Raw genomic sequence first — 22506 nt, forward strand, 5'->3', positions numbered from 1 at the left:
GGGGCGCCGGTTGCAGCCCCGCCCGTGTCATTTACATGACAGAATTTGGAGCCTCGGGCAGGTTTGATTGCGCAATGCCGGCCCGATGATTTTTGTACAAGACGAATAATTTCCGAATATCCGTTGCATGGATGCAGCAGACATTGGCATGCATGAAAAGAAAAAAGGCCACTAGAAAGTGGCCTGATTTTTGGGATTTGCGGCAGTTACGGTGCGCTGGCGCGATGCAGCAATACCGGGATCGATTTGGAAGTGGGCGTGTTGCAGAGGTCCGCCACGCTGTCCAGCGGCACCAGCGGATTGGTCTCCGGATAGTAGGCGGCAATGCATCCGCGCGGAATGTCGTAGGCAACCAGCAGGAACCCGTCGGCACGCCGCTCCACGTCGTCGTGCCAGACCGTCGTCATGTCGACCCACTCACCATCCCGCAGGCCCAGCATTTCCAGGTCGGCACGGTGGATGAACACGACGCGCCGTTGCCCGAAGACGCCGCGGTAGCGGTCATCGAGTGCATAGATAGTGGTGTTGTACTGGTCGTGGGACCGTGTGGTCATCAGCGTCATCACGCGCTCGCCGTAGCGCGCGCGGGCTTGGGCGATGGGCGTATCCGGTGCCAGCGGATTGACCAGGAATTCGGCCTTGCCCGACGGGGTGTGCCATTGACGCTCGCGTGCGGGCACGTAAAGGTGAAAGCCGCCCGGAATCGCCACGCGGGCGTTGTAATGCTCGAATCCGTCGATGACTTCCGCGATCTTGTCCCGGATGCGCGCGTAATCCTGCGCGTACCAGCGCCAGTCCACCGTTTCACTGCCCAGCGTGGCATGCGCCAGGTTGGCGACGATCGCCGTCTCGGACATCAGGCCCGGCGACGCGGGCGTGTTCATGCCGAACGAAATATGGACCTTCGATACCGAGTCTTCCACGGTGACGCCTTGCGGCACGCCATCCTGCAGATCGATCTCGGTGCGCCCGAGCGTCGGCAGGATCAGCGCTTCCTTGCCGTGCACCAGGTGACTGCGGTTGAGTTTGGTGGCGATGTGGACGGTCAGGTTGCAGGCGCGCAGCGCGTCCCAGGTGCGAGGGGTGTCCGGCGTGGCCGCCGCGAAGTTGCCGCCCAGCGCGACGAAGACCTTGACGTCGCCGCGCAGCATGGCCTCGATACTCTCCACCACGTCGTAGCCGTGCTCGCGCGGCGGGGTGAAGCGGAAGGCCGTGCCGAGCTTGTCGAGAAAGGCTGCCGTGGGCTGTTCCTCGATGCCGACCGTGCGGTTGCCCTGCACATTCGAATGGCCGCGCACGGGGCACAGGCCCGCGCCGGGCCGCCCGATATTGCCGCGCATCATCATCAGGTTGCTCAGCATCTGGATGGTTTGCACCGAGTGCTTATGCTGGGTCAGGCCCATGCCCCAGGTGCAGATCACGCGCTTGCCGCGCGCGTAGATGGTGGCCAGTCCCTCGATTTCCTCGCGCGGCACGCCCGATTCGCGCTCGATCACCGGCCACGGCTCGGCGCGCAGGTCCGCTGCAAAGGCGTCGAAACCATGCGTATGTTCGGCGATGAACGCGGTATCCAGCACACGCGCCCCGCCATTCGCCTGTGCTTCGTCGTCCAGTTCCAGTACGCGCTTGGCCACGCCCTTGATCAGTGCATAGTCGCCGCCGAGCGTCGGGCGCACGAACACCGAGCAGATCTTGGTGTCGGACATCGTCAGCATCTCGACCGGACTCTGCGGGCTGGTAAAGCGCTCCAGCCCGCGCTCGCGGAGCGGGTTGATCGATACCAGCGTGGCGCCGCGTCTGGCGCAATCGCGCAGCTCGGCCAGCATGCGCGGATGGTTGGTGGCGGGATTCTGGCCGAACAGCAGGACGGTGTCGCAGGTTTCGAAATCGTCCAGCGTGACGGTCCCCTTGCCGACGCCCACGGTATGGGGCATGCCTCGGCTCGTGGCTTCGTGGCACATGTTCGAGCAGTCGGGGAAGTTGTTGGTGCCCACCATGCGCGCGAAAAGCTGGTACATGAAGGCCGCCTCATTGCTGGCGCGGCCGGACGTGTAGAAGGCCGCCTGATTGGGATCGGGCAGGGTGCGCAGGCGTGTGCCGATCAGCGCGAATGCATCCTGCCAGCTGATCGGGCGGTACGAATCGGACGGCGCGTCATAGATGACAGGTTCGGTCAGCCGGCCGTGCTGTTCCAGCTCGTAGTCGGTCTGCCGCATCAGCGAGGCCACGGTGTTGTGGGCCAGAAACTCCGGCGTGACGCGCTTGCCGGTGGATTCCGCGGCCACGGCCTTGACGCCGTTCTCACAGAACTCGAACGTCGAGGCGTGTTCGCGGTCTGGCCACGCGCAGCCAGGGCAGTCAAAGCCATCCGCCTTGTTCTGCCGGAACAGCATCGCGTAGTCGCGGCCCGGCACGCGCTCCTTGATGAGGTTGATGGCCACATACTTCAGCGCGCCCCATCCCGCGGCGGCGTGGGTATAGGGTTCGATTCTCGGCTTTGACTTGAAGGCCATGACATTTGCTCCTGCCTGAATGGATCGATACGTCGTCATGGCGAAGCGTATCGGCGCAGGGGCGTTGGTCATTGCCGGCGGCGGTGCCGGTTTCGGTTTTGCACGACGGAGTATGGACGTGCGCCGCGCGGGCCAAACCAAAGGATGATGGCGCGCTACAAATTGGCTAGGACAAGGCAACCCAGGTACGAATGCGCCGCTTGGCCGCTCCGCCTACGATGGGTTCACGGGCTTGCAACGCGGGCCCCGGCGGTTGGCCAGCACGGCTTCTTCCGCCTGTTCATGCAAGTCAACCAGGAGCACATCATGATTCGCAAACAATTGGTTCCCGTCATCGTGGCAGCCGCTTTTGGCGTGCTTGGCGCAGGCATGGCCAACGCTGCTGAAACCGGCAAGCATCAGGCCACCCAGTCGCATCCGCAGTACAACATCGACCAGCCGCGCGACGTGTACACGCAAGGCGCACGCTTCAACGTATCGCCTGCCGACCAGGGCCGCTTCATCCGCGTCGGTCAGGACCTGACCGGCGTGTCCGCGCCCCCGGGCAACACGCCGGCATGAATGCGGCCATCTGCACCGACGGTCGGGCCGCCAGCGCGGCCGTCGGTGGCATCAAGGTGGCGCTGGCGTGGTTGGGTATCTGTGCCGCCAGTTGCGGCATGGCCGTGGTCACGGCACTCTGGGCAGGTGCGTGACATGTATGACGCAGCATGGCAAGAAGGATTCCGGCACTCGTCCGCGATAAGCGCGACGAGTGCCTGCCGAACCGGGGACCGGTGGCTTCAGGCCGCCCGCTCCGTAGCTTCGCCCTCCGCGGACTGCTGAGGCAGGCGCACGATCATCCTGGCACCCCCTTCGGGCGGTGACTCGGCGGCGATGCTGCCGCCGTGCGATTCCACGATATTCCGGCAGATCGACAGGCCCATGCCCATGCCGTCGGACTTCGTCGTGTAGAACGCGTTGAACAGGTGATCCATTGCCTTGACCGGGATACCAGGCCCGGTATCGCTCACCACCACGAGCACCGTGCGGTCGGCCATGACCCGGCTGGCCAGCGTTAGCCGTCGGCGGCTGGGAACCTGCGACATGGCTTGCGCGGCATTGACCATCAGGTTCACCAATACCTGCTGCAGCTGCGTCCAGTCGCCGTGAATGCGCGCCGATGCGGCATCGAGATCGAGCACGGCGGAAACCTGGTGATCCTGCAGTTCGCGCCGCACCAGTTCCAGTGAGTCCGTCACCAGCTTGTCGACGGCGATGTCCACGTATTTCGGCTCCGACTTCTGCGCCATCGCGCGAATCTGGCGGATGATGTCGTTCGCCCGGCTGGCGTCGCGGATCACCTGCTCGATCGATTCGGTGGCCTCGCCGATGTCGGGTTCGTCTCGCTTCAGCCAGCGCAGCGCCGAGCTGCCGCAGGTGACGATGGCCGCCATCGGCTGCGTCACTTCGTGGGCAATCGACGCGGCAAGCTGACCCAGCGTGGTCACGCGCGACACGTGTGCCAGCTCGGTCATGGTCCGGTGCAGCGCCTGCTGGGTTTCCGTGGCCTCGGTGGTATCCATCAGCGCGCCCATATATTCGTGCTGGTCGCCGGCGGACGCGCTGCGGCGCGCCACCAGATGCACGTGCCGGATCGCGCCGTCGGGCATCAGCAACCGGTGCCGCAGGTCCACGATGGGGATGCCGCCGAGCATCGACGCATGCACGCGCTGCACTTCGGCCAGATCGTCCGGGTGCACGCGCGTCAGCACCATGCCGAAGTGGGTAGGCTCCCCGCACGGGTAGCCGAGAATCCGGAACGCTTCGTCGGACCACGTCATCGTGTTGGCCGGCAGGCGCAGCGCGATACTGCCGGTCTTGCTGAGCCGCTGGGCTTCGGCCAGGAAGGCTTCGCTGCGCGCCAGTGCTGCCTCGGTGCGCCTGCGGCGTGCCATATCCGACAGGTTGCGCAGCGCCAGCAGCGTCGTGGTGCCGATGGCCAGCAGCGCGAACACGAAGCGCGCCAGCTGGCCGTGGTCCGGCTCCGGATTCGTTGACATTGCGAAGGCCACCACGGTCAGCACCAGCGCAATGGCGGCCGTCAGGCGCGTGGCCCGTATCGAGCCGGTCAGCGCCACGAGCAGGATGACCAGCACGTAGACGACGGCGATGGCGAAATCGAGTGGCGTAAAGGCATCGATTGCGAACACACACAGGCCGAGTAAGCCTGCCGCGCCCATCAACAGCCGGTTGGTCGTTGGGTTGTACATGCCCTTTCCGCTCGATTTGCTGGTTATCTGAATGCCATGCCCGTAGCTGGCAGCATGATCCGCCGATGATACTAGTCCTGGATGACTGCTCAAGGAATCATATGAAGGTATAGGAGGTGTGTATGGATTTGTGAGGCCGGTGCGATTTGAAAATCGGCTTGATCGGGGGACAAATCGCGGCTTTCCGCCAGGCGCATAGTCGAAATGGACGCTCGCCAGGCCCAATGGTGGCCGCGAGTGCACTGAAACGGGGCTTGCCGCCCAAATCGATCTCACCCCAAGGAGCTGTCATGACCGATTCCCAATTCGACGATGCCGGCCTGGCCGTCACCGAAATCTCCGACCACCTGAACCGGCTGCTGGCCGATGTCTTCGCGCTGTACCTGAAGACCAAGAATTTCCACTGGCATATGTCCGGCCCGCATTTCCGCGACTATCACCTGATGCTGGACGAGCAGTCGGCACAGATCTTTGCCATGACCGACGACGTGGCCGAGCGCGTGCGCAAGGTCGGCGGCACGACGCTGCGTTCGATCGGTGCCATCGCCCGTCTGCAGCGCATCCGTGACAACGACGCCGAGGATGTGTCGCCCAAGGCCATGCTGCGCGAGCTGCACGCGGACAACCTCAAACTTGTGGAAGCCATGCTCGATGCGCATGCGGTCTGCGACGACCACGCGGACGTGGCGACGGCCAGCCTGCTGGAAAACTGGATCGACGAGGCCCAGCGCCGCGCGTGGTTCCTGGCGGAATCGGTCAAATAACGTTACCGCCGCTCGATGAAGGCAGACGCCCTCTCCATCGGAGAGGGCGTTTTGCATCGGGCGGGCAGTGTTCAGGCAGGCACCTTGCCGCGAAACACGTGGTACTGATAGAGGTTATAGCCCAGCATCACCGGCAGCAGCACCCCGATACCGATCAGCATGAACACCAGCGTGCGGTCGTCGGATGCGGCATCGGCCAGCGACAGACGGCCCGGCACCACATATGGAAACAGGCTGATCGCCAGCCCGCCAAACGACACCAGGAACAGCAGCACCGTGGCGCGAAACGGCGCACGGCGGCCGCCCGTCCATGTCGACCCGGCGATATAGGCGACGGCCAGCGCGGCGGCCAGGCCCAGTACCAGCAGCACCGCCAGCACGCCGTGCTGATGCCAGCGCTCGGTGCCGATCAGGCTCAATCGCAACGTCGCGCCGGACAGCACCAGCGCGCTCACCACCGTGACGGGCAGGGCGGCCAGCGTCCAGTTACGCGCGGTGGCTTCCACCGGATACGAAGTCTTCTTGATCAGGTAGGTTGCGCCCAGCAGCGCATAGCCTGCGACCACGCCCACCGCGGCAACCAGCGTGAACACGGCATTCCATGCGCCGGGGGCCAGCCCGGTGATGATGCGTCCGAGAATCACGCCTTGCGCGACGGCTGCAAGCAGGCTGCCGATACCGAACACGCGGTCCCAGAACGGGCCGCGATGCGTGGCGTGGCGGAACTCGATGGCCGCGCCGCGCATGATCAGCCCGGCGATCAACGCCATCAGCGGCAGGTAGAGCTGCGGCAGCAACGTGGCGTATGCGGCGGGGAAGGCGCCAAACAGCCCCCCGCCAAGCACCACGAGCCAGGTTTCATTGGCATCCCAGACATGGGCGATGGATTCGACCATGACGTCGCGCCGGTCGCGCTCGGGCACGAACAGGCTCAGGATGCCAATGCCAAGGTCGAAGCCGTCGGTGACGACGTATGCGGCCAGCATCAATCCGAGGATGCAGAACCAGAGGGTCACCAGCAAGGTGTGTGCGGAAGTTTCCATGACGAGTATTCCGGAATCAGTAAGTGCCGCGCTCGGCCACGGGCGGCAGCGCGGGCATTGGCGCAGGCGCGGGCAGCGTCAGGTCCGGGCCATTGCGCAACCAGCGCGCGGCCAGCCACGTGAACGTCGCCAGCAACACGATGTAGAACACCCCGAACATGGCGATGCTGCCGGTCACGTCGGCAGGGGTGATCGCCGTAGAGACGCCCTGCGAGGTGCGCAGCAAGCCGTAGACCAGCCAGGGCTGACGGCCCACCTCGCGGACGATCCAGCCGCATTCGACGGCCAGGTAGGGCAGCGGGATGGCCAGGACCCATGCCAGCATCAACGCGCGGTGCTGGCTCAGACTCGCGGGCTGGTGGCGCGTGCGGCGCAGCACGTGGGCAGTCCAAAAGGCCAGCAGCACGAACAGGAAGCCGATGCCCGCCATCACGCGGAATGCGTAGTAGAGCAGCGGCAGCATCGGCGGCTGGTCGGCGCGCGGAATATCGGCCATGCCGGTGACGGTGCCATGCACCTTGTGCGTGGCCAGCAGGCTCAGCATGCCGGGCACTTCGATCGACCAGTCATTGCGCTGCGCGGCCTGATTGGGCCATGCCAGCAGGGACCACGACGCCGCCGTGCCTGGCGCATTGGTCTGCCAGTGGCCCTCGATCGCGGCGCCCTTGGCGGGCTGGGTCTCGAACACGTCCACGCCGCTGCCATCGCCCAGCCACACCTGTAACGGTGCCACGATCACCAGCAACACCAGCGCCAGCCGGAACGACCGCGCGAAGAACTCGGGCTGCCGCCGCTTGAACAGGTACCAGGCCGAAATCCCGGCAACGACGACCAGACCGGTTTCCAGCGCGGCCACCCACATATGGCCGATGGCCCATAGCGAGTCGGGATTGAAGATGGCGCGCAGGTAGTCCGTGACAACGATCTTGCCGTCCACCACGGCCACGCCGGCGGGCGTCTGCATCCATGAGTTGGCGACCATGATCCAGAACGCCGACAGCGACGAACCCAGCGCGACCATGCCCGTGGCAAACAGGTGCACGCCACGCGGCACGCGCGTCCAGCCGAACATCATGATGCCGACGAAGCCGGCTTCGAGCATGAAGGCCATCGCGCCTTCGAAGCCGAGGATGTTGCCGAAGAACTGTCCGGTGAACTGCGAGAACGCGCTCCAGTTGGTGCCGAACTCGAATTCCATCGGGATGCCGCTGACCACGCCGACGGCGAAATTCAGCAACAGCAGCTTGCTCCAGAAACGCGCGTGGCGGTACCAGACCAGGTCATTGGTGCGCACCCAGAGCACCTCGACGATGAACAGGAACGCGGACAGGCTGATGGTCAGGATCGGCCAGAGGATATGGAAAATCGCGGTAAAGGCGAACTGCGCCCGCGACAGGTCGATGACGTTGTGCATGGCGGTTTCACCGGGCGTTGGAGCGGTAGTGGATGGCGGAGTCCGTGCCGACCGCCGCGGCGGGCGGTGCCTCGGGGGCGGCGGCGTTGTCCACGGCCGAAGCCAGGATCATCGCGTCGGCGTTGAGCGCGGGCGGACGCGAGCGCTGCGGCCGGAACACGAGGTCGCTCCGCTCGATCGGTTGCCCGGTCAGTGCGCAGACGCCTGTTTCCCGTGCCGTGCCCGCCGTCCAGACCTGCGCGCCGTAGCGGCAGTGCGTGGCGTCGCGCCAGCTCACCACGGCCATCGCCGCGCCGGGGCGTTCGATGATGCTGACGATCGGTGCGTGCGCGCGCAGGGCGTTGTCCTGTGCCGAGTAGGTCAGCGTATGCCGTTGCGGCCCGAGCAGCGCGATGGTGCGCAGCCACGTGTCGCAGGCGTCGTCATGGATATCCGCGAGACCGCGGGTTTCGTCCATCGCGTGTAGCAGGGTTTCAGGCATGGGAACTCCCAAGAGTTGGGGTGACCTTGACGCGCCAGCAATGAGGCGTATCACCGACGAACCGCTTGAAGACCGTCGTGAAATGGGCCTGCGAGCGGAATCCGCAACGCATGGCTACTTCGAGCACGCTGCCTTCGTTGCCGCGCAGCAGATCCTGCGCGTGTTCGATGCGGCGGCGTACCAGATATTCGTGGGGGCGCATGCCCGTGGTGCGGCGAAACTGCGCGGCAAAGTACATCCGCGTCAGCCCCGTGCTGCGCGCGATGTCGGCCAGGCCGATGGGCGCCGCCAGGTTGGCGTCGATGAACTCGATGGCACGGCGCAGGCGCCATTGCGGCAACGTGGTGACGGCGCGCGTATTCGACGCGATGCGCTGGAAATGATTGGCCACCACGCGGGCCACGATGGCTAGCGCCACGCTGTCGGCAAAGATGCGTCCCAGGCCGGGGTCCTGCGAGTGCGCCACGGCCAGCGCCTGGCCCAGGCGTTCGAGCGCCGGGTCCGCATGAAAGAACGGATCGTCCATTCGCAGCTCGCCGTCGTGCGGGTGGCCGAACTGATCGGCATAGCAGGCCGCCAGCACGGACTGGGGCACGAACAGGTGCAGCACGTCGCTGGCCGATGCGTACACGGCGGCGGTGGCGATGCCGGGTGCGGTCACGTGGACCGCGCCGGCCCCGAGCCGGCCATCGAATACCGGCATGCCGCCGCACAGGAAGCGGATCGAGCTGGAACGCAGATTGATGGCGATGCAGTGCCGGTCATCGCCCGGGTGGGACACCATGTCGGGCGGCTCGCCTTCGCACGTCCAGCGCGACACCACGATCGTGTCCGGGCGCTGGCCCGCCGCGGCTGCGCCGGGCGCATGACGCCAGCGGGTTTCGCGCTGCACGAACTCCGGCGCCTGCGCGGCGGCGATGCGCGGTTGTGGCGGCTGCTTGTGGCGCGTGGCCTCGGGGATGGTCGGTGCCTCAAGAACGGTGGTCGATACATCTTTCATGGCGGTGCTCCGGGATGCGGAAATCGATGTGCGTACGTTCACTCGGTGTACTGAATGAAGGCGAGGGCGATGAGGATCAGGTTGAGGACGGCAAGGGCAATCCATCCGTACATCAGCAGCAGGCTTTCCCCTTCGTTCATGGCGGCCTCACGAATGGCGGTGCGACGTCGCGGCGGGCGCGGTCGCGTGGACGGGTGCAATGGACTGTTGCCACATGCAGTACACCGTGCCGCCCGCCACGCCGACGGCGCCGAATGCGAGCACGATGGCGAGGATGGGCATCCAGAGGTGATTGAGTTTCATGCTGTGTGGCTCCCTGAGAAGCAATTGAAGCGTTGACAGGAATGCTAGGAGCCAGGCACGGATGCCCACAATTGCCGCGTGGGTGGTGCGCGGTTAAACCAAGGTATGAGGCCGTCCACCTTCTTGCACCGGAACGGGGCCGCCGGGCCACCTGGCCGTGCAATCCAGACATCCGCGCAAGGTTCGCAATGACCCGTTCAAGGCCGCTCGACGATCATTCCCCACATCAACCATCAGAGCGGGGCCGATATGCATGCCGTATCCCGATGGCGGCACTTGCCGGTGGCCGCCGCGGTACTGACAACCGTTGCGCTGGCCGGCTGCGCGGCGTTCGACCATAGCGGGCCTGCCCTGACGCTGGGTAGCGCCAGCGGCACGGCGCGGAGCCTGCCGGCCCAGCATGGACAGTGGCCGGCGCAGGACTGGATCGATGGCTTTGGCGACGCCCAGCTTGCCGCGCTGGCGCGTGAAGCGGTGGCGGGCAGCCCGACGCTGCAGGGCGCCCAGGCGCGCGTGGTAGCGGCGCGAGCCGTGGCCGACGGCGTGCGCAGCGGCCTGTATCCCGAGGTCGATATCCGTGGCGGCCTGTCGCGCCAGCGCATCTCGGAGACCGATGTGCTTGGCGGTACCCCGCTGTCGGGTAGATGGATCAACCAGGTGCAGTTGTCCAGCCAGCTTTCTTACGATCTCGATTTCTGGGGCAAGCACCGTTCCGCATTGCAGGCCGCACTGTCCGGCGTACGAGAGGCGGAGGCGGAAAGCCAGTCGGCGCAACTGCTGTTGACCACGGGCGTGGCCCGCGTCTACGCGCGTCTGGCCACGCTGTACGCGCTGCGGGACGTCACCGCGCAAACCGTCGCCCAGCGCCGCGAACTATCGATGCTGAGCAAGGCGCGGCTGGTGGCGGGGCTGGACACCCAGGTTGGCACGACGCTGGAGGACGCCGACCTTGCCAGTGCCCAGGCCGACCTGACCCGTATCGATGACGATATCGAGGTGGCGCGCCATCAGATCGCGGCGCTGCTGGGCAAGGGGCCGGACCGCGGCCTGGCCATCGCCCGGCCCACGCTGCTGGCGGCGCCGGCGACGGCCTTGCCCGACGACGCGCGCATCGGCCTGCTGTCGCGGCGGCCAGACCTCGTGGCGGCGCGCTGGCGCGTGGAAGCGGCCGCGAAGGACATCGACGTGGCGCGCGCGGAATTCCTGCCCGATGTGTCGGTGTCCGCGCTGGCCGGGCTCACGACGATTACGCCATCCGATTTCCTGCTCGGCGCGAGCCGGTTTTTTGCTTTTGGCCCATCGCTCCGGCTGCCCGTGTTCGAAGGCGGGCGGTTGCGCGCGAATCTGCACGGACGCTTTGCCGAATACGACGCGGCAGTGGCCGACTACAACCAGACACTGACCGACGCGCTGCGCGAAACCGCTGACGCCGTGGGCAGCCTGCGCGCCACGGATATCGAAATCGCGCAGCGGCAGCAGGCACTGCAACTGGCCCGGCACGCCTATGCGCTGGCCTCGGGCCGTTGGCAAGCGGGGTTGGTCAACCAGCTTGCCGTGCTTGAGGCGCAGAACAGCGTGCTCGCTCAGGAGCGCCTGATCGCGCAGCTGAATGGGCAGCAATTCGATCTTCGATTCCAGCTGGTCTGGGCGCTCGGTGGCGGATACGTGGGGCACCTGCCCGACCAGGCCGCGCATGCCCCGGCCAATACCACCACGACACCATGAACACGATTGCCACGCCTTCTCCGCCAATGGCCGAAATCCGGCCGGTTCCGCGCCGCCGCCTGATTGCCGTGGCCGTGCTGGCCGCTACCGCGGGGGTGGCAGCCAGCACCTGGTGGTGGGCCGTCGGGCGGCATTTCGAATCTACCGACGATGCCTATGTCGCCGGCAACGTCGTGCAGGTCACCTCGCTGGTGCCGGGCACGGTGGTCTCGATTGCCGCCGACGACACGCAGCGCGTGACGATGGGGCAGCCGCTGGTGGCGCTCGATCCGGCCGATAGCGACGTGGCACTGCAGCAGGCCGCGGCACAACTGGCGGAGGCGGTGCGGCAGGTACGCACGCTCTATGTCAACAACGGTGCGCTGCTGGCGAACATTGCCCAGCGGCAGGCCAATATGGAGAACGCCCGTGACGATCTACGCAGGCGGATGTCGGTCGACGGTACCGGCGCCGTATCGAAAGAGGATGTCGAGCATGCACAGTCAACGCTCAAGGAAGCACAGGCGGCGTTGCGCGCAGCGCAGGAGCAACTGGCATCGAACCGTGCCCTGACGCAGAACACCCGCATCGCGGAGCATCCCGACGTGGCGCGCGCCGCCGCCAACTACCGGGCGGCCTACCTGGCCCACGCGCGTGCCACGCTGCCAGCCCCCGTGACCGGCTTTGTGGCGCGCCGCGCCGTGCAGGTGGGCCAGCGCGTGGCACCGGGCGTGCCGCTGATGGGCGTGGTGCCGCTGGATCAGGTCTGGGTCGACGCCAACTTCAAGGAAAACCAGATGAAGGACATGCGCGTGGGCCAGCCGGTTTCGCTGGTGGCGGACTTCTATGGCTCGACGGTGCGCTACGAGGGCAAGGTGGCCGGCTTCGGCGCCGGCACTGGTGCCGCATTCTCGGTGCTGCCGGCCCAGAATGCCACCGGCAACTGGATCAAGGTGGTGCAGCGGCTGCCCGTGCGTATCACGCTGGATCCCGCGCAACTTGCCGAGCATCCGCTGCGTATCGGCCTGTCGATGCGGGCCACGGTCGATGTTCATCGGCATGATGGTGCCAGCCTTCACGCGCTGCCCGCCGTAACGCCGCTATCCACCGATGTCTTTGCGTCGGTCGGCCGCGATGCCGATGCCAGCATCGCGAAGATCATCGCGGCGAACGCGGGCTGAGGGCGATTGATCGGCCCTCGGTTTGCTTTCTTCCCGATTCCCGATTCCGATTCAGCGCAGCCACCGCTGCCACAGCGCAAACGCAGCCACCAGCAGGCACCCCGGTGCCACGATGGCCAGCAGATTGGCGCCAGCCAGCAACACCGCCTGCTGATCGATCTGCTGCGACAGGTGTGCCAGCGCGGCGCCGCTCATCGGCGTGGTCCCGAACGGATCGATACGGGCCACCAGATGCGTGCGCGCGATTGCTTCGCCGTACTGCAGGCATTGCGCGGCGGTACCGGTGCCCGCCGCCGACGCTACCTGGCGCACGATGTTCTTGAACTGGTAGGTGTGCGAGAAATCGTCAAGCGGGGTTTCCAGAAACGTGAGCTTGGCGACAATAATCAGGCTGAACGGCAGCGCCGCGTTCTGCAGCAGCAGCGCGGGCACCACACGTGCCATCGACAGGTCGGTCATCAGGCGCGTGGCCAGCAGCCAGGCTGCCGCGGCAAGCATGACGTAGCCGAGCGCCAGCCAGCGGCGCGATCCCGGCAGCCGGGCGCCATAGAGTACATACAGGATGCAGGCCGCCACCCCAACCACGCCGGTCAGCGTCGACACCATGCCGGTGGATTCGAATGAAAAGCCCAGCCCCAGCTGGAGCACGATCGGAATCAGGTAGTTCCAGAGTCCCGCTACGAACGAGTAGGTGGCATAAAAGCCCAGTCCGGTCAGATAGCGCGGCCCGCCAAGCCGATGGGTGTTGAGCCACGGATCGGGGTGACGATGCAGCCGCAGGAAGGCCAGCGCCATCAATACGGCGCCCGCCAGCGGCCAGGCGATGACGGCGGCCGTGCTGGCGGCCGTATAGAGCCGCAGGTCGGCCAGGCCGTGCACCAGCACCAGCGCGCCAAGGCCAAGCAGCAGCACCGTGGACCAGTCCATGCCGGCCAGTGCATCGATGTCCGGTCTGCGCGGCGGCGCCACGCGGTGGGGATAGGTGACGGAGACCAGTAGCAGCGTGGCCGCGGCCGCAAAGGCCTGCGCCACGAATATCGTGCGCCAGCTCGCATCGAGGATCAGGGTCGCGGTAATCCACGGTGCGGCGGCCAGCATGCCGATTGCGCCGATCACGAACGGCCATAGCAGGCGCGGCCGCTCCTGTGGCGCGGCGATCATCTGGATCAGCGTGCGCGCCGCCGCGAACAGGCCGCCCGCGCCCAGGCCCTGCACGGCCAGTGCAAGCGAAAGCTGCACGACGTTGTTCGAGATCGCGCACAGCAGGCTGCCGCCGATGGCGATGGCCAGGCCAAGTATCGAGAAGCCGCGATAACTGATCAGGTCCGAGACGCGCCGCAGCATCAGGTTGGCAACGATGGCCGCGGCGGCGTAGGACGTGAAGCACCAGAGGAAGTCGTCAGGCGTGGCGTAGATGCCGGCGCGGATCTGCACCGCGCCGGTGGCCAGCATCGAGGTGGCCACGAAGTCGACCCCCGTAGCGCATCCCAGCGCCAGCCCCATCAGGAACACACCGCCGCGCGTGACGCGCGGCAGCGCGCCTAGTGCGACGGATGGCATGCCGCCTTGCCATCGTGGCACTTGGTCGTTGCCTTGGCCGGTGCCTTCGCCGCCGGCTGGACGCTGTAGTCATAGCGGTCGGCGGCAAACGGGCTGGTGGCCGGATCGGCGGCGTGGGCGGCCACGGCGCCAAGCAGGGCGGCCGTGGCCAGCAGGGCACGGGTGGAACGGACGATAAGCGGGCGCATGGCGGGTCTCCGGCGACTCAGCGGTTGAGGAAGGCCAGCAGGTCGGCGTTGACTTCATCGGCGCGCGTGATGCACATGCCGTGGGGCGCGCCGGCATAGACTTTGAGCGTGGCGTCGCGCACGATCCGGGCGGACAGGCGCCCGGCATCGTCGATCGGAACGATCTGGTCGTCGTCGCCATGCAGGATCAGCGTCGGCACGTCGATCTTCTTCAGGTCCTCGGTGTAGTCGACCTCGGAGAACTCCTTCACGCACAGGTAGTGGCCCAGCACGCCGCCGGCCATGCCCTGCACCCAGAAATTGTCGATGGTGCCCTGCACGACCTTGGCGCCGGGCCGGTTGAAGCCGAAGAACGGCAGCGCCAGGTCCCGATAGAACTGCGACCGGTTGTCCGCCACGCCTTTGCGGATGCCGTCGAACACTTCCATCGGCAGGCCGCCCGGATTGGCTTCGGTCTTGAGCATGATCGGCGGCACGGCACCGATCAGCACGGCACCGGCCACGCGCGCGGAGCCATGCCGGCCGATGTAATGCGCCACTTCGCCGCCGCCCGTGGAGTGGCCGACCAGCGTGGCATCGCGGATATCGAGCGCGTTCAGCACGGCGGCCAGGTCGTCGGCGTAGGTGTCCATGTCGTTGCCATGCGCGGGCTGGTCCGAGCGTCCGTGGCCACGGCGGTCATGGGCGATGACGCGGAAGCCATGCTGCACGAGGAACAGCATCTGGGCATCCCAGGCGTCGGCGTGCAGCGGCCAGCCATGCGAAAAGACAACCGGGCGGCCGGTGCCCCAGTCCTTGTAGAAGATGCGGGTGCCGTCCTGGGTGGTGATGTAGCTCATGTCTGTCTTCCTGAAGAAAGAGAAGGGAGACTTGAGCGTAAGTCCGCCATACCGATGACCGTTTTGGCGCGGAGGCGGCGGTTTCGCAAACGCACGTCCGGCCCCGGGCGGGGGGGAATCGCGGCTTTCAGCCGGCTTTCAATGTGCGCCCGGCGTGATGCCAAGGGGCGGGCGGCCCGTGTGGCGGCTGCCTGACGCCTATACGAAGGCATAGTGTTGGCGGCGCGGGGAGGTCGCTAACATGGCGCCATGAGATTGTTGTGGGGTACCGGCCTTGGCCAAGAAACTGGTTGTCGCCATCATTGACGACGATGATTCGATCCGCGCGGCGACTTCCCGGCTGGTCCGCTCGCTGGGTTGGGAGGCGCGCACATATGCTTCGGCGCAGGCGTTCCTCGAAGGCACCGATGCGTCGACCGTGCATTGCATCTTTTCGGACGTCCAGATGCCGAAAATGGGCGGGCTGGAGATGCTGCGGAACCTGAATGCCCAGGGCAGCCAGGTTCCGGTAATATTCATCACCGCGTTCTGCACGGAGGCCATCCGCAGGGAAGCCTTGCGTGCCGGCGCGCGAGCTTGCCTGAGCAAGCCTGTCGATGAATCGGCCGTCCAGCAGTTTCTGGAAGGCGTGGCGTCGGGTGCCCTTGCCCAACCCTCGCAGTCCGTCCCGGAACGAAAGTGAATCCATGAATAAAGCGATCTCGTCGAGCGACGAGCTATCGATTGTCTACGTGGTTGACGACGACGAGTCCATGCGCCGCGCGGTGTCGATGCTGCTGCGCTCGGTCGGCTACCAGGTCGAGACTTTTGCATCGGCGACGGATTTCCTGGCCGCGGAAAAACAGGACCTGCCGAGCTGCCTGATCCTCGATGTGCGCCTGAAGGGCCAGAGCGGCCTGGCGGTGCAGGAGCAGTTTGCGGCCAGCAAGATGCCGATCCCGATCATCTTCATGACCGCGCACGGCGACATCGCGATGTCGGTCAAGGCCATGAAGGCCGGCGCGATGGATTTTCTGGCCAAGCCCTTCCGCGACCAGGACATGCTCGATGCCGTGGAAAGCGCACTGGCGCGCGACGCCGCGCGGCGCCAGACCGACCGCACCGAAGCCGGCCTGCGCCAGCGGTATGACGAACTCACCCCCCGCGAGAAAGAGGTCATGGCCTACGTGGTGCGGGGCCTGCTGAACAAGCAGATCGCCGCCGAGCTGACGCTCAGCGAGATCACGGTCAAGATCCACCGCGCCCAGGCCATGAAGAAGATGGGCGCACGGTCGCTGGCGGACTTCGTGCTCAAGGCCGAAGCGCTGGGCATCATCGACTCGGCGCGCAACGGCGCGGGCGCGTAAGCGCCGCCGCGCCGCCGCGCTTTTTTCAGCCGGCCTTTTCATTCCCGGCCTTTTCATCCCCAGCCTTTTCATCCCATCCCCCGCCAAGCGCCCGGAACAGCGAGACGCTTGCCGTCAGCTGGCGACGGTGCACGGCTTCGAGCGCGCGGGCATCGTTCAGCGCAGCCGCCTGTACCACGTTGACATCGAGATAGGCCGCGGCACCCTTGCGGTAACGCTCGGTTGCCTGCGCCAGCGCACGGCCGGACGCGGTCACGGCCGCCTGCTGGCTGGTGGCTTCATCGTTGAGTAATCGAACGGCGGCGTAGTTGTCTTCCACATCCTGCACGGCCTTGAGCACGGTTTCACGATAGTCGGCGGCGCTGGCGTCGAACTGGGCGCGGGCGCTGTCCACGCCTGCCTGGCGCTTGCCACCGTCGAAAATGGTCGCCGCCAATGCCGGACCGACGGCCCAGAAGCGGCTGGGCGCGGTCAGCCAGCCGGCCAGGCCGGAGCTGTCCAGTCCGCCGTTCAGATTCAGCATCAGCGTGGGAAAGAACGCCGCGCGTGCCACGCCGATCTGCGCGTTGGCGGCGGCCACGCGGCGCTCCGCCGCCGCGATGTCCGGGCGGCGCTGCAACAGCATGGCCGGCACGGCGCCTGGTGTGGCGGGCAGTGAGATACCCGCGTCGGACGCGGCGGCAGGCAGCGTGAATGTACTCGCAGGTTCCCCAGCCAGCGTGGCCAACGCATGCAGCAACTGGGTGCGGGCGAGCCGCAGGTCGGCCAGTTGCGCACGGGTGCTTTCCAGTTGCGCTTGCGCCTGGGCCACGTCGCCTTCCGCGGCGATGCCGCCCCGGTAGCGATTGGTCACCAGTTGCAGCACCGAGTTGTAGGCGTCGACGGTCTGCTGCAGCAAGGCGGCTTCACGGTCGAGCGACCGGATGCCGAAATAGTCGATGGCGGCCTCTGCCCGCAGGCTTAGCCGCACGGCGGCCACATCGTCGGCACTGGCCTGCGCGCGGGCGCTGGCGGCATCGACGTTGTTGCCGATACGTCCGAACAGATCGGGTTCCCAACTGGCACCCAGACCGAGCAGATGGTCCGGCGTGGTCTTGCCCGCCAGCGAATGGCCGAGCACATTGGCCGACAGGTGCGTGCTCGTGACACTTGCCGTGGCGCCGACCGTCGGAAAGTAATCGGCCCGCGCCGCGCTGACCTGCGCGCGGGCATCGCGCAGCAGCGCCAGAGACTTGAGCAGGCTCTGGTTCGATACGTCGATGCGGGCGAGCAGTGTATCGAGCGTGGCATCGTGATACGCATGCCACCAGTCAGGTGCGATCGCTTGCTGCTGCGTGTCGTGGGCTTCGCTGTAGGCGGCCGGCATCGACACCTCTGGGGTGTGGTACGGGACACTGGCACAGCCGGCCAGCCACGCACAGACAAGCACGATGGCGGTGCGCTTCATGCCGGTGCTCCTTGCGCCGGCGCTGCCACGCGCACGGTCATGCCGGCCACGAAGCCGTCGCCGGGGTTCGAGACGATGCGCTCGTTGCCTTGCAGTCCGCCGAGCACCTCCACGTGCGAGCCAAAATCGCGCCCGAGCGTGACGTGGCGAATCGCCAGCCGGTTGTCGGCGCCCACTACCGCCACGGCAGGGCCGCCGGCCGGGAACATCAGCGTATTGGCTGGCAGGTCCAGGCCCGTATGCGCGCTGCCGATCTCCAGATGCACCTGCGCGTAGGCGCCGGGCAGAATGTGGCCGTCCTGGCTGTCGACATCGAGTTCGACGCGCAGGCTGCGCGTGACGGGATCGATGGCGCCGGCGGTGCGCGCCACGGTGGCTGGATAGCGTTGCGCGGGCGCCTGCGGCAGCGTCAGCCAGGCGCGGGTGCCGGGCTCCAGTGCGGAACTGATGTCCTGCGGCACCTGGGCGTAGACGCGCAGGCGCGTGCCGGCCGAGATGTGAAACAGCTCGCGGCCCTGATTGGGCGCGCTGCCGGCGTCGATCAGCGCGCCGGTGTCGACATTGCGTGCGGTAATCACGCCATCGAACGGCGCGCGGATCTGCGTGTAGCTCGAAAGCTGGGCCAGCCGCGACGTATTCGAGCGCGCCGCCGCCAACAGCGCGGCCTTGGCGTTCATGTCGGCCACCTTCTGGTCGGTTTCCTGCTGGGCCACCGAGTTCGTCGCCTGCAAGTCCTGCCAGCGCCGCGCCGTGGTGTGTGCCAGCGCATAGTTGGCGGCGGCCGTTGCCTCGTCGGCGCGAGCCTGGCGCAACTGGTCGGCCACTTCGGGTGCATCGATCTCCGCCAGCAACTGGCCGGCCTTGACCGGCGTGCCGATATCGACGTACCAGCGGCGCAGGTAGCCACTCACGCGCGCGTGGATGGCGGCATCCTCATAGGCGCGCACGTCGGCCGGCAGCGTGACGTCACGCGCGGCCGCCGCGGCGTGCGGCTGGACCACGCTGACGATCGGCGTTTGTGCCGCCGCCGCGCGTTGCTGCAGGACGCCGTGGCTATGCCAGCGCGGCACGATGCCGGCGGTCAGGGCCAGCGCCGTCAACGCGCCGGCCATCGCCAGTGCCATGAGGCGTGGATGACGGCGCGGGTCCTGCCGGGTATCGGGCTGCACGCGCGGGTTGTCGGGTAGGTTCGGGGTCATGCCAGGCCTTCGTGAAGGGTGGAGTGGTTGTCAGGGCGGGCGCGGCGGGCCATCCAGCCGTGCAGGACGGCAAAGAACACCGGTACCAGCACCAGCGTTGCAGTGGTGCCGAAGGCCAGGCCGCCGATCACGGTGCGGCCCAACGGGGCGTTCTGTGCACCGGCGCCGCCTGATCCGAGCGCCATCGGCACCATGCCGAACAGCATGGCCAGCGCGGTCATCGCCACGGGGCGGAAGCGGCTGAAGCCGGCTTCCCATGCGGCTTCGAGAGGGGGCTTGCCGGCGGTCAGCCCGTCGCGCGCATGGCTGACCACCAGGATGCTGTTGGCCGTGGCGATCCCCACGCAGATGATGGCGCCCGTGAGCGCGGGCACGCTGATCGTCGTGTCGGTGGCAAACAGCATCCATGCCATACCGGCGAGCGCCACGGGCAACGCGCCGACAATGGCCAGCGGGTCGAGCCACGACTGGAAGTTCACCACCATCAGCAGGTAGACCAGCACGATGGCGGCAGCCAGCCCGGTAAGCAGGCCCGCGAACGACGCATGCATGGTCTGCACCTGCCCGCGCACCACGATGTCCGATCCGGCCGGCAGTTGCGTGCGCGCCTGATCGACGATGCGCTGCACGTCGCCGGCCACCGCGCCAAGGTCGCGGCCGCGCACCGCGCCGAACAGGTCGAGCACTGGCTGCACGTTGTAGTGCGAAACCACGCCTTGCTGGCTGGAGCGCGCGATGGTGCCGAACTGGCCAAGCTGGCCGGCGCCACCCTGTTGCGCGGTGTCCGCGCCCAGCCCGAGCGGAATATTCGACAGCGTTTGCAGCGAGTTCATCGCGTATTGCGGCACCGACACGGCCAGCGGATAGCTGACGCCGTTCTTCGGGTTGAGCCAGAAGTTCGGCGCGGTCTGCCCGCTGCCCGACAGCGCGATCAGCAGGTTCTGCGCCACTTCGCGCTGAGACAGCCCGGCCTGCAGCGCGCGCGTGCGGTCCACATTGACGGTCAGCGCGGGCTGGTCGGCCGGTTGCTGAAGGTGCAGGTCGGCGAGTCCCGGCACACCGGCCAGGTTGCGCAGCAACTGGTCGGCCACCTTGCGATTGCCATCGGCATCCTTGCCGACGATCTGGATGTCGATCGGTGCGGGCAGCCCGAAGTTGAGGATCTGGCTGACCATGTCCGCCGGCAGGAACGAGAAGCTCACGCCAGGAAATGCTTTCTGCAGCGCGGCGTCAAGGCGTTCGATCAGCACGCCGGAGCGGCCGGCATCGGGCTTCAGGGAGACCAGGATCTCCGCGTCGCCGGTGCCGATCGGCAGCGCGGAATCGTAGGTCAGGTTGATGCCGCTGACCGGCAGGCCGATGTTGTCGACGACGCCAGCCACATGCGCCGGTCCCACGACCCGGCGGATCTCGCCCTCGACTTCATCGACGATGCGGGCGGTTTCCTCGATGCGTGTGCCGGTTCGCACGCGCATATGCAGCCGGATTTCGCCACTGTCCACCGCCGGGAAGAAATCCTGGCCCAGGAACGGCACCAGCGTCATCGATCCCGCGCAGACCAGCGCAAAGAGCACGACGGTGCGGCGTGGCGCGGCCAGCGAGGCGGACAGCAAGCGCGCGTATGCGCCGCGCACGCGCTCGAATGCCGCCTCGAAGCGCGCATGGCCCGTGGCAAACCAGCGGGCCACGCGGCCAGCGGCGGGGCGCTGTGCGTTTTCGCCGCGCAGCAGGTAGTGCGCCAGTGTCGGAATCAGCGTGCGGGACAGAAAGTACGAGGCCATCATGGCGAACACCACCGCTTCGGCCAGCGGCACGAACAGGTAGCGCGCCACGCCGCTGAGCAGGAACATCGGCAGGAACACGATGCAGATGCACATCGTGGAAACGAGCGTGGGCAACGCGATCTCGCCCGACCCATCGAGAATGGCTTGTTCCAGCGGCTTGCCTGTTTCGCGGTGGTGGGCGATGTTTTCGATTGCCACGGTGGCGTCGTCCACGAGCACGCCAACCGCCAGCGCCAGCCCGCCGAGCGTCATGATGTTCAGCGTCTGGCCCAGCGCCGCCAGCGCGATCAGCGCGGCCAGCACCGACAGCGGGATCGTGATGGCGATGATCAGCGTGGCCCGCCAGCTGCCCAGGAACAGCAGGATCATCGCGGCCGTCAGGCAGGCCGCGACCAGCGCCTCGTGCAGCACGCCGTCGATGGCCGAGGTCACGAACACGGACTGGTCCGAAAGCGGTTGCACCTGGAGCGACTTCGGCAACCCGGCCATGATGTGCGGCAGCAGCGTCTTGATCTGCGAGACGACGGCCAGCGTGGACGCGCTGCCGGTCTTTTCGATCTCCAGCAGTGCGGCGCGCTTGCCGTCGTGCCGCACGACATTGGTTTGCGGCGCATAGCCATCACGCACCTGCGCCACGTCGCGCACGTAGACCGTGCCGTCGGGACCGCTGCGCACCGGCAGGTCATTGAGCGCGGCCACGGTCTGCGTGCTGCCGTTAAGGTCCACGCGGTATTCCAGCGCGCCGATCTTGGCGGTGCCGCCGGGCAACACAAGGTTCTGGGCATTGATGGCGTTGACGACGTCGAGCGGAGACAGACCGCGCGCCTGCATCGCGGGCACGTTCAGATCCACCATCACCTGGCGCACCTTGCCGCCATAAGGCAGCGGCACGGAAGCACCCTGTACCGTGGCCAGCTGCGTGCGGATAAAGCTGTTGCCGAGGTCGTACAGTTCCTGTTCCGGCAGTTTGTCGCTGCCCAGCGCCAGCCGCAGAATCGGCACGGTCGATGCGTTGTAGCTCAGGATCAGCGGTGGCGTGGCGCCGGGCGGCATCTGCTTGAGAATCGACTGCGCGCCGGCGGTGGCTTGCGAAATCGCACGATTGATGTCGGCGCCGGGGTGAAAGAAGACCTTGATCACGGCCACGCCCGCCAGCGACTGCGACTCGATGTGCTCGATATTGTCGACATCGGTGGTCAGCGAGCGCTCGTACCCGGTGACGATACGTTGCGCCATGTCCTGGGCCGACAGGCCGTTGTAGTTCCAGACGACGCTGACCACGGGGATATCGATCGACGGAAAGATATCCGTGGGCATGCGCAGAATGGCGACCGGTCCACCCAGCAACAGCAGGATGGCGAGTACGACGAAGGTATAGGGCCGGCGCAGGGCGAGCCTGACAATCCACATGCTTTGCTCCCAGGCGCCCCTTGGCGCGGCAGACGTTCAGGAATGGAGCCGATTCTAAAAACCGGCCACCCTGTGCAA

At 66.6% G+C, this 22506-nt stretch carries 20 protein-coding genes; 7 read left to right on the plus strand and 13 right to left on the minus strand.

Translation table 11 applies throughout. The features are described 5' to 3' along the window. Positions 1-206: 206 nt before the first annotated feature. On the minus strand, positions 207-2513 hold the full coding sequence (locus AC3FLX_RS07440; RefSeq protein ID WP_488695226.1) for an FdhF/YdeP family oxidoreductase: 2307 nt from the start codon (positions 2511-2513) through the stop codon (positions 207-209). Between the two features lie 306 nt (positions 2514-2819). Here AC3FLX_RS07440 and AC3FLX_RS07445 point away from each other — a divergent pair, with 306 nt between their 5' ends. Continuing rightward, a complete protein-coding gene (locus AC3FLX_RS07445; protein WP_488695228.1) occupies positions 2820-3074 on the plus strand; it encodes a hypothetical protein in 255 nt (84 codons plus the stop codon). Further along, positions 3071-3208 (plus strand): hypothetical protein, encoded by a 138-nt coding sequence (locus AC3FLX_RS07450; RefSeq protein WP_488695230.1) that lies wholly within the window; start codon positions 3071-3073, stop codon positions 3206-3208. The genes AC3FLX_RS07445 and AC3FLX_RS07450 overlap by 4 nt, the downstream gene beginning before the upstream one ends. An 87-nt stretch (positions 3209-3295) precedes the next feature. On the opposite strand, the gene AC3FLX_RS07455 is transcribed toward AC3FLX_RS07450, so the two are convergent. Beyond that, on the minus strand, positions 3296-4765 hold the full coding sequence (locus AC3FLX_RS07455; RefSeq protein ID WP_488695232.1) for a sensor histidine kinase: 1470 nt from the start codon (positions 4763-4765) through the stop codon (positions 3296-3298). A 290-nt stretch (positions 4766-5055) separates the two neighbouring features. Between AC3FLX_RS07455 and AC3FLX_RS07460 the strand changes: the two genes are divergently transcribed. Beyond that, the gene (locus tag AC3FLX_RS07460) at positions 5056-5529 is read left to right on the plus strand and encodes a Dps family protein (protein ID WP_488695234.1); all 474 of its coding nucleotides are present in this window, start codon (positions 5056-5058) and stop codon (positions 5527-5529) included. A gap of 71 nt (positions 5530-5600) precedes the next feature. Here AC3FLX_RS07460 and AC3FLX_RS07465 read toward each other — a convergent pair whose 3' ends face one another. The 5 genes from AC3FLX_RS07465 to AC3FLX_RS07485 all read right to left on the minus strand — a co-directional run bounded on the left by AC3FLX_RS07465 (position 5601) and on the right by AC3FLX_RS07485 (position 9770). Beyond that, on the minus strand, positions 5601-6572 hold the full coding sequence (locus AC3FLX_RS07465; protein ID WP_488695235.1) for a cytochrome d ubiquinol oxidase subunit II: 972 nt from the start codon (positions 6570-6572) through the stop codon (positions 5601-5603). Between the two features lie 16 nt (positions 6573-6588). Beyond that, the gene (locus tag AC3FLX_RS07470; RefSeq protein WP_488695237.1) at positions 6589-7986 is read right to left on the minus strand and encodes a cytochrome ubiquinol oxidase subunit I; all 1398 of its coding nucleotides are present in this window, start codon (positions 7984-7986) and stop codon (positions 6589-6591) included. Positions 7987-7993: 7 nt separating this feature from the next. Continuing rightward, positions 7994-8467, minus strand: a complete 474-nt coding sequence (locus AC3FLX_RS07475) for a DUF3331 domain-containing protein (RefSeq protein ID WP_488695239.1) — start codon at positions 8465-8467, stop codon at positions 7994-7996. Beyond that, positions 8460-9467: a helix-turn-helix transcriptional regulator gene (locus tag AC3FLX_RS07480; RefSeq protein WP_488695241.1), complete on the minus strand. Its 1008-nt coding sequence runs from the start codon at positions 9465-9467 to the stop codon at positions 8460-8462. Before AC3FLX_RS07480 ends, AC3FLX_RS07475 begins: the two co-directional genes overlap by 8 nt. A gap of 147 nt (positions 9468-9614) precedes the next feature. After that, a complete protein-coding gene (locus AC3FLX_RS07485) occupies positions 9615-9770 on the minus strand; it encodes a hypothetical protein (protein WP_488695243.1) in 156 nt (51 codons plus the stop codon). Positions 9771-10019: 249 nt separating this feature from the next. Between AC3FLX_RS07485 and AC3FLX_RS07490 the strand changes: the two genes are divergently transcribed. Further along, positions 10020-11495 (plus strand): efflux transporter outer membrane subunit, encoded by a 1476-nt coding sequence (locus tag AC3FLX_RS07490; RefSeq protein ID WP_488695245.1) that lies wholly within the window; start codon positions 10020-10022, stop codon positions 11493-11495. Continuing rightward, complete coding sequence (locus tag AC3FLX_RS07495) at positions 11492-12655, plus strand: EmrA/EmrK family multidrug efflux transporter periplasmic adaptor subunit (protein ID WP_488695247.1); 1164 nt, start codon at positions 11492-11494, stop codon at positions 12653-12655. Before AC3FLX_RS07490 ends, AC3FLX_RS07495 begins: the two co-directional genes overlap by 4 nt. A gap of 51 nt (positions 12656-12706) precedes the next feature. Here the strand turns inward: AC3FLX_RS07495 and AC3FLX_RS07500 are convergent, their stop codons facing one another. The 3 genes from AC3FLX_RS07500 to AC3FLX_RS07510 are packed head-to-tail and all read right to left on the minus strand — an operon-like array spanning position 12707 to position 15242. Beyond that, complete coding sequence (locus AC3FLX_RS07500; protein ID WP_488695249.1) at positions 12707-14215, minus strand: MFS transporter; 1509 nt, start codon at positions 14213-14215, stop codon at positions 12707-12709. After that, the gene (locus tag AC3FLX_RS07505; RefSeq protein ID WP_488695251.1) at positions 14197-14403 is read right to left on the minus strand and encodes a hypothetical protein; all 207 of its coding nucleotides are present in this window, start codon (positions 14401-14403) and stop codon (positions 14197-14199) included. The genes AC3FLX_RS07500 and AC3FLX_RS07505 overlap by 19 nt, the downstream gene beginning before the upstream one ends. A 17-nt stretch (positions 14404-14420) precedes the next feature. Then, positions 14421-15242: an alpha/beta fold hydrolase gene (locus AC3FLX_RS07510; protein WP_488695252.1), complete on the minus strand. Its 822-nt coding sequence runs from the start codon at positions 15240-15242 to the stop codon at positions 14421-14423. Between the two features lie 274 nt (positions 15243-15516). On the opposite strand from AC3FLX_RS07510, the gene AC3FLX_RS07515 reads away from it, so the two are divergent. Together AC3FLX_RS07515 and AC3FLX_RS07520 are read left to right on the plus strand one after the other, a co-directional pair. Further along, positions 15517-15924 (plus strand): response regulator transcription factor, encoded by a 408-nt coding sequence (locus AC3FLX_RS07515; RefSeq protein WP_488695254.1) that lies wholly within the window; start codon positions 15517-15519, stop codon positions 15922-15924. 4 nt (positions 15925-15928) lie between these two features. Beyond that, the gene (locus tag AC3FLX_RS07520) at positions 15929-16588 is read left to right on the plus strand and encodes a response regulator transcription factor (protein ID WP_488695256.1); all 660 of its coding nucleotides are present in this window, start codon (positions 15929-15931) and stop codon (positions 16586-16588) included. 25 nt (positions 16589-16613) lie between these two features. On the opposite strand, the gene AC3FLX_RS07525 is transcribed toward AC3FLX_RS07520, so the two are convergent. Genes AC3FLX_RS07525 through AC3FLX_RS07535 form a run of 3 tightly spaced genes read right to left on the minus strand, consistent with a single transcriptional unit; the run spans position 16614 to position 22428 of the window. After that, on the minus strand, positions 16614-18035 hold the full coding sequence (locus tag AC3FLX_RS07525) for an efflux transporter outer membrane subunit (protein ID WP_488695258.1): 1422 nt from the start codon (positions 18033-18035) through the stop codon (positions 16614-16616). Next, positions 18032-19234 carry an efflux RND transporter periplasmic adaptor subunit gene (locus AC3FLX_RS07530; RefSeq protein ID WP_488695260.1) on the minus strand — a complete coding sequence of 401 codons (1203 nt, stop codon included), beginning with the start codon at positions 19232-19234 and terminating at the stop codon, positions 18032-18034. Before AC3FLX_RS07530 ends, AC3FLX_RS07525 begins: the two co-directional genes overlap by 4 nt. Then, positions 19231-22428 (minus strand): efflux RND transporter permease subunit, encoded by a 3198-nt coding sequence (locus AC3FLX_RS07535; protein WP_488695262.1) that lies wholly within the window; start codon positions 22426-22428, stop codon positions 19231-19233. Before AC3FLX_RS07535 ends, AC3FLX_RS07530 begins: the two co-directional genes overlap by 4 nt. Positions 22429-22506 lie beyond the last annotated feature (78 nt).

This window comes from Cupriavidus sp. 291-E7 (assembly GCF_057798835.1).

Excerpts from the sequence above, each read along its gene's own strand:
- AC3FLX_RS07440 (WP_488695226.1), bottom strand. The coding sequence starts at position 2,513 with ATGGCCTTCAAGTCAAAGCCGAGAATCGAACCCTATACCCACGCCGCC.
- AC3FLX_RS07445 (WP_488695228.1), top strand. The coding sequence starts at position 2,820 with ATGATTCGCAAACAATTGGTTCCCGTCATCGTGGCAGCCGCTTTTGGC.
- AC3FLX_RS07450 (WP_488695230.1), top strand. The coding sequence starts at position 3,071 with ATGAATGCGGCCATCTGCACCGACGGTCGGGCCGCCAGCGCGGCCGTC.
- AC3FLX_RS07455 (WP_488695232.1), bottom strand. The coding sequence starts at position 4,765 with ATGTACAACCCAACGACCAACCGGCTGTTGATGGGCGCGGCAGGCTTA.
- AC3FLX_RS07460 (WP_488695234.1), top strand. The coding sequence starts at position 5,056 with ATGACCGATTCCCAATTCGACGATGCCGGCCTGGCCGTCACCGAAATC.
- AC3FLX_RS07465 (WP_488695235.1), bottom strand. The coding sequence starts at position 6,572 with ATGGAAACTTCCGCACACACCTTGCTGGTGACCCTCTGGTTCTGCATC.
- AC3FLX_RS07470 (WP_488695237.1), bottom strand. The coding sequence starts at position 7,986 with ATGCACAACGTCATCGACCTGTCGCGGGCGCAGTTCGCCTTTACCGCG.
- AC3FLX_RS07475 (WP_488695239.1), bottom strand. The coding sequence starts at position 8,467 with ATGCCTGAAACCCTGCTACACGCGATGGACGAAACCCGCGGTCTCGCG.
- AC3FLX_RS07480 (WP_488695241.1), bottom strand. The coding sequence starts at position 9,467 with ATGAAAGATGTATCGACCACCGTTCTTGAGGCACCGACCATCCCCGAG.
- AC3FLX_RS07485 (WP_488695243.1), bottom strand. The coding sequence starts at position 9,770 with ATGAAACTCAATCACCTCTGGATGCCCATCCTCGCCATCGTGCTCGCA.
- AC3FLX_RS07490 (WP_488695245.1), top strand. The coding sequence starts at position 10,020 with ATGCATGCCGTATCCCGATGGCGGCACTTGCCGGTGGCCGCCGCGGTA.
- AC3FLX_RS07495 (WP_488695247.1), top strand. The coding sequence starts at position 11,492 with ATGAACACGATTGCCACGCCTTCTCCGCCAATGGCCGAAATCCGGCCG.
- AC3FLX_RS07500 (WP_488695249.1), bottom strand. The coding sequence starts at position 14,215 with ATGCCATCCGTCGCACTAGGCGCGCTGCCGCGCGTCACGCGCGGCGGT.
- AC3FLX_RS07505 (WP_488695251.1), bottom strand. The coding sequence starts at position 14,403 with ATGCGCCCGCTTATCGTCCGTTCCACCCGTGCCCTGCTGGCCACGGCC.
- AC3FLX_RS07510 (WP_488695252.1), bottom strand. The coding sequence starts at position 15,242 with ATGAGCTACATCACCACCCAGGACGGCACCCGCATCTTCTACAAGGAC.
- AC3FLX_RS07520 (WP_488695256.1), top strand. The coding sequence starts at position 15,929 with ATGAATAAAGCGATCTCGTCGAGCGACGAGCTATCGATTGTCTACGTG.
- AC3FLX_RS07525 (WP_488695258.1), bottom strand. The coding sequence starts at position 18,035 with ATGAAGCGCACCGCCATCGTGCTTGTCTGTGCGTGGCTGGCCGGCTGT.
- AC3FLX_RS07530 (WP_488695260.1), bottom strand. The coding sequence starts at position 19,234 with ATGACCCCGAACCTACCCGACAACCCGCGCGTGCAGCCCGATACCCGG.
- AC3FLX_RS07535 (WP_488695262.1), bottom strand. The coding sequence starts at position 22,428 with ATGTGGATTGTCAGGCTCGCCCTGCGCCGGCCCTATACCTTCGTCGTA.